The organism is Bacillus cereus group sp. BfR-BA-01381, from assembly GCF_022663555.1.
Lineage (GTDB): Bacteria > Bacillota > Bacilli > Bacillales > Bacillaceae_G > Bacillus_A > Bacillus_A pacificus.
This window is the reverse complement of sequence record NZ_JAKUFR010000177.1, coordinates 1-3,430: the sequence shown is the minus strand read 5'-3', so window position 1 is coordinate 3,430 and position 3,430 is coordinate 1. Positions and strand designations below refer to the sequence as shown.

Here is a 3,430-nt window from a genome sequence, read left to right as displayed (position 1 = left end):
TCCTTGTACTCCTTGAGGTCCTGTCGGGCCCATCTCTCCCATTGGACCTTGTAACCCCCTTGGCCCTTGAGGTCCTGTCGGGCCTTGTGGACCGGTTGGACCAGTAATCCCAATACCAGTAAATCCCGTTGGAACAGGAGGAAAGGTAGGTCCAATAAGATTTGGTGAGATTCTGAAATTAGAGTTTAATGAATTTTGTTTATCGCGCTCTTTCATACTTTCACCACCTACACACCATCTTTTTTACATTACAAACCTCTTCTTAATATGTATTTACAAAAATAATCTCAAAGACTATTTTTATTTTAAATAATAAAAACTCCCTTAATTCCTTAAGGGAGTCCAGCAACTGAATCCATATTATCTGTATTAGGGACAGCTTGTGCTATACCCGATGCATTTACACTTTGCCCCATATTTGTTCCTGTTACAGTACCAGCAGGGGTGCCTCTTGTATATGTTGTCGTCACCGAATCACCCGGCTGTAAACAAAGCTTCGTCTCCGTCCCTATTACTGTAACAACGTCAATCCAAGTACATCCCATTGAACCACTATACGATTTCGAAGCAGTAAATGACGTATCACTCAAATTATCACCTGTAAATATATTCCCAGTGTTATTCACAATAACAAACTCTTTTATATGTGCTGGCATACTAACACTCTACCTTTCCTTTACTAACCCAACGTACGTGTACTCGTTGATAATGGTGGAAGAAATACTGATGTTCGAATTACCGCTTCTGGCTGTCTTTTCCCATTTAAAAAAATAGCCGCACTTGACCCTCCAGCACCCGCATAAGCTTTCGATACAGCAAAAGGCGCGATATTATAACAGTCGCCAACATTAACGGCTCCTGTATTGTTAATAATTTTTACTTTACGCATATTAATCCCCATTTACCTATCCCCCTTTTGTACACTGTATGCAAAAGAAAAAAACTTGAAACAGACTCGTTTCAAGTTTTTTAAACTACTTATTTCGTTTCTCCTTCATATTGAAGCATGCCGCCTACCATGTTCACTGTTTTAAATCCTTGCTCATTTAAATAATGGCAGACATTTTCACTGCGCATTCCCGAACGACAAATAAAGATATATTCATTCTCTTTATCAAAGAAATCTACTTTATTTGGGATATCGCCCATTTTAATATGTACAGCTTCTGGAATTTTTCCTGCCGCTACTTCTTCATCTTCCCTTACGTCTACTAAAAATAACGTTTCTCCGTTTTCTAAACGCTCTTGCACTTCTTCTGTAGTAATTGTTTTAACTTCTGTCATATGTTGTTCCTCCTTATATACAATAAAACCTTTAGTTTTCTCTTTAAATAATCATTCCTCATCAATTTTAGCATGCGGAAGAAAGAACGCAAAGAATGGAAAATTTATTTCTCAATTTTCTCGCAAAACTTATTCTTTACAAACATAACCCTTGCATTGTATCCTCAATATACTTGTTTTATGAAAGGAGCCAATGAAAATGACACTTTTCCTTTTCATTATGGGCATCATTTTCTTAATCGCTGCAATTATTGCACTTAGTATGAAAAATAATAGAAAGATAAAATCACCACAAGAAATGTCATTCTTATTTCTATTGCTTAGTATCGCATTCTTCGGTATAGCAATTGCCACATATATTTTCCGCCTACAAATCATGTAATAAAAGGTGCCTACTACATACATTGCACCTTTTTCACATCATTTATTTTCTACACAAAACTAGACACTTTCCGATTTAAAAATTCATAAACTTTCTTTTCAAATAAATGAATATCAAATGCTCCCGCCATATGTCCATTTATACTTTCTATCTCATACACTTCCGCATACTTCCCTTGTTTTTGCAACATGTCTACCATTTTATAATTATAACGTGGCGGCTGAAGCAAATCTTGTTTACACGGAATCATAAGTACATTAGCTTCTATATTAGACAGTGCCTCTTCTAAAGACGAAAATCCATGCGCAATATCATGTAATAAAACTGCTTTCGCAGTATACATCCATGAATTTGCATCTACTAAAGCTATACTTCTATTTATCACTTTGTTAATTTCTTTCTCAAATGATGTTAATGCAGAAAATGTTTCATAAGGCTCTTTCTCTATACTATTACGAGGAAATGTCGTTTCGTAAAACTGCTCATCAAATGCGTTCATAAACATCATTCTATTCGCTAAATGAAGCCCCTTCATTGGCTGCTCTTCTCCATATTTTCCGCCATTCCAACTTGGATCCAGCTCGATAGCCTCAATTGCATTTTGCGCTACATTTACCGACGTAATAATTAGATTTTGCGGGTTCGTAATAACACCAATCATCCGCTCTACCATATGAGGATAATGAACAGCCCATTGCTGCGCAATCATCCCGCCAGCTGACGGTCCCATTACAGCATGTAGCCTTGCGATTCCCATATCTTTTATTAACTCATATTGCATACGAGCTACATCAAGAAATGTAAAAACCGGAAAGTCCATCGCATATTCATCTCCAGTTTTCGGATTAATCGATTTCGGTCCCGTTGTAATTACATAAGGGTTCTTCACCTGCACATTACAAAGATTATCAGTGCATATAACGAAGTATTTATTTGTATCAATTGCTTTTCCCGGTCCAATTAAACCATCCCACCAGCCAGACTCCTCATCATGCGCTGTATATTTTCCTGCTGCGTGACTAGTTGCACTAAAATAATGACAAACCAAAATCGCATTTGACCTTTCTCTATTTAAAGTACCATAAGTCTCATACCCCATTTGAACAGGAATTGTCCTACCATTTTCAAATGTAAACTCCTTTAAAATAAATTTCTCCTTTTTTACAATTTGCACAGACTCTCCCTCTTCTCGTCATAGTATGTACTGCTTACTAAAGGATTTTTTCTATGCAAACCAATCTCCTCCTTCTTTTCATAAATAAATGAATAATATACAAAATTAGCCACAAAATAGCACTATATTACACAATTAAAGAGGGCATACATATGATTTGGAATTGGCTACGTAAGAAAAAAAAATCAAATACAACAGAGAAAAATGAAGCAGATAACTCGGAGCAACACGCTAACAATCAAGAGGATGATAACAAAAAACTGACTAGAAGTATGAAGCATAATAAAGATAACAATGGCGAGCAAAAAAAAGAGGGACACAAGGAGTCTTCTCAAGGTCAGCAACAACATACTAAGCAAAATGAATCCAACCAGGATCAACAACAACGCTCTAAGCAAGATCATTCGGCTCAAGAGAAACAGCAACACTCTGAACAAGATGACCGTGATCAAAATAAACAACAACACGCTAAGCAAGACGAATCAAATCAGCGAGATAAGCAGCAAAATTCTAAACAAGACGAATCAAATCAGGGTAAACAGCAAGATTCTAAGCAAGGCGACTCAGATCAAGATAAACAACAAAACTCT

The 3,430-nt window shown here is 36.6% G+C and carries 6 protein-coding genes and 1 pseudogene; 2 read left to right on the top strand and 5 right to left on the bottom strand.

The window, feature by feature from the left end:
* The 4 genes from MR079_RS27950 to MR079_RS27935 all read right to left on the bottom strand — a co-directional run.
* Nucleotides 1-216, bottom strand: a 216-nt coding sequence (locus MR079_RS27950; protein WP_242295048.1) for an exosporium leader peptide-containing protein, incomplete at its 3' end; no start/stop codon positions are given.
* Between the two features lie 116 nt (nucleotides 217-332).
* Nucleotides 333-656: a hypothetical protein gene (locus tag MR079_RS27945; RefSeq protein ID WP_001110853.1), complete on the bottom strand. Its 324-nt coding sequence runs from the start codon at nucleotides 654-656 to the stop codon at nucleotides 333-335.
* Nucleotides 657-679: 23 nt separating this feature from the next.
* The gene (locus tag MR079_RS27940; RefSeq protein WP_139866396.1) at nucleotides 680-901 is read right to left on the bottom strand and encodes a spore germination protein; all 222 of its coding nucleotides are present in this window, start codon (nucleotides 899-901) and stop codon (nucleotides 680-682) included.
* Nucleotides 902-978: 77 nt separating this feature from the next.
* Nucleotides 979-1,284, bottom strand: coding sequence for a rhodanese-like domain-containing protein (locus tag MR079_RS27935; RefSeq protein WP_000141212.1), 306 nt, complete (start codon nucleotides 1,282-1,284; stop codon nucleotides 979-981).
* A gap of 199 nt (nucleotides 1,285-1,483) precedes the next feature.
* Between MR079_RS27935 and MR079_RS27930 the strand changes: the two genes are divergently transcribed.
* Nucleotides 1,484-1,666: a hypothetical protein gene (locus tag MR079_RS27930; RefSeq protein WP_000171883.1), complete on the top strand. Its 183-nt coding sequence runs from the start codon at nucleotides 1,484-1,486 to the stop codon at nucleotides 1,664-1,666.
* A 49-nt stretch (nucleotides 1,667-1,715) separates the two neighbouring features.
* Here the strand turns inward: MR079_RS27930 and MR079_RS27925 are convergent, their stop codons facing one another.
* On the bottom strand, nucleotides 1,716-2,840 hold the full coding sequence (locus MR079_RS27925) for a homoserine O-acetyltransferase family protein (protein WP_242295047.1): 1,125 nt from the start codon (nucleotides 2,838-2,840) through the stop codon (nucleotides 1,716-1,718).
* A 152-nt stretch (nucleotides 2,841-2,992) separates the two neighbouring features.
* Here MR079_RS27925 and MR079_RS27920 point away from each other — a divergent pair.
* Nucleotides 2,993-3,430 (top strand): annotated as a pseudogene (locus MR079_RS27920) (spore germination protein); the annotation flags it as partial.

Bases quoted from the DNA above. Each gene is read 5' to 3' on its own strand.
- MR079_RS27930 (WP_000171883.1), top strand. From the start codon at position 1,484: ATGACACTTTTCCTTTTCATTATGGGCATCATTTTCTTAATCGCTGCA.
- MR079_RS27935 (WP_000141212.1), bottom strand. From the start codon at position 1,284: ATGACAGAAGTTAAAACAATTACTACAGAAGAAGTGCAAGAGCGTTTA.
- MR079_RS27945 (WP_001110853.1), bottom strand. From the start codon at position 656: ATGCCAGCACATATAAAAGAGTTTGTTATTGTGAATAACACTGGGAAT.
- MR079_RS27940 (WP_139866396.1), bottom strand. From the start codon at position 901: ATGGGGATTAATATGCGTAAAGTAAAAATTATTAACAATACAGGAGCC.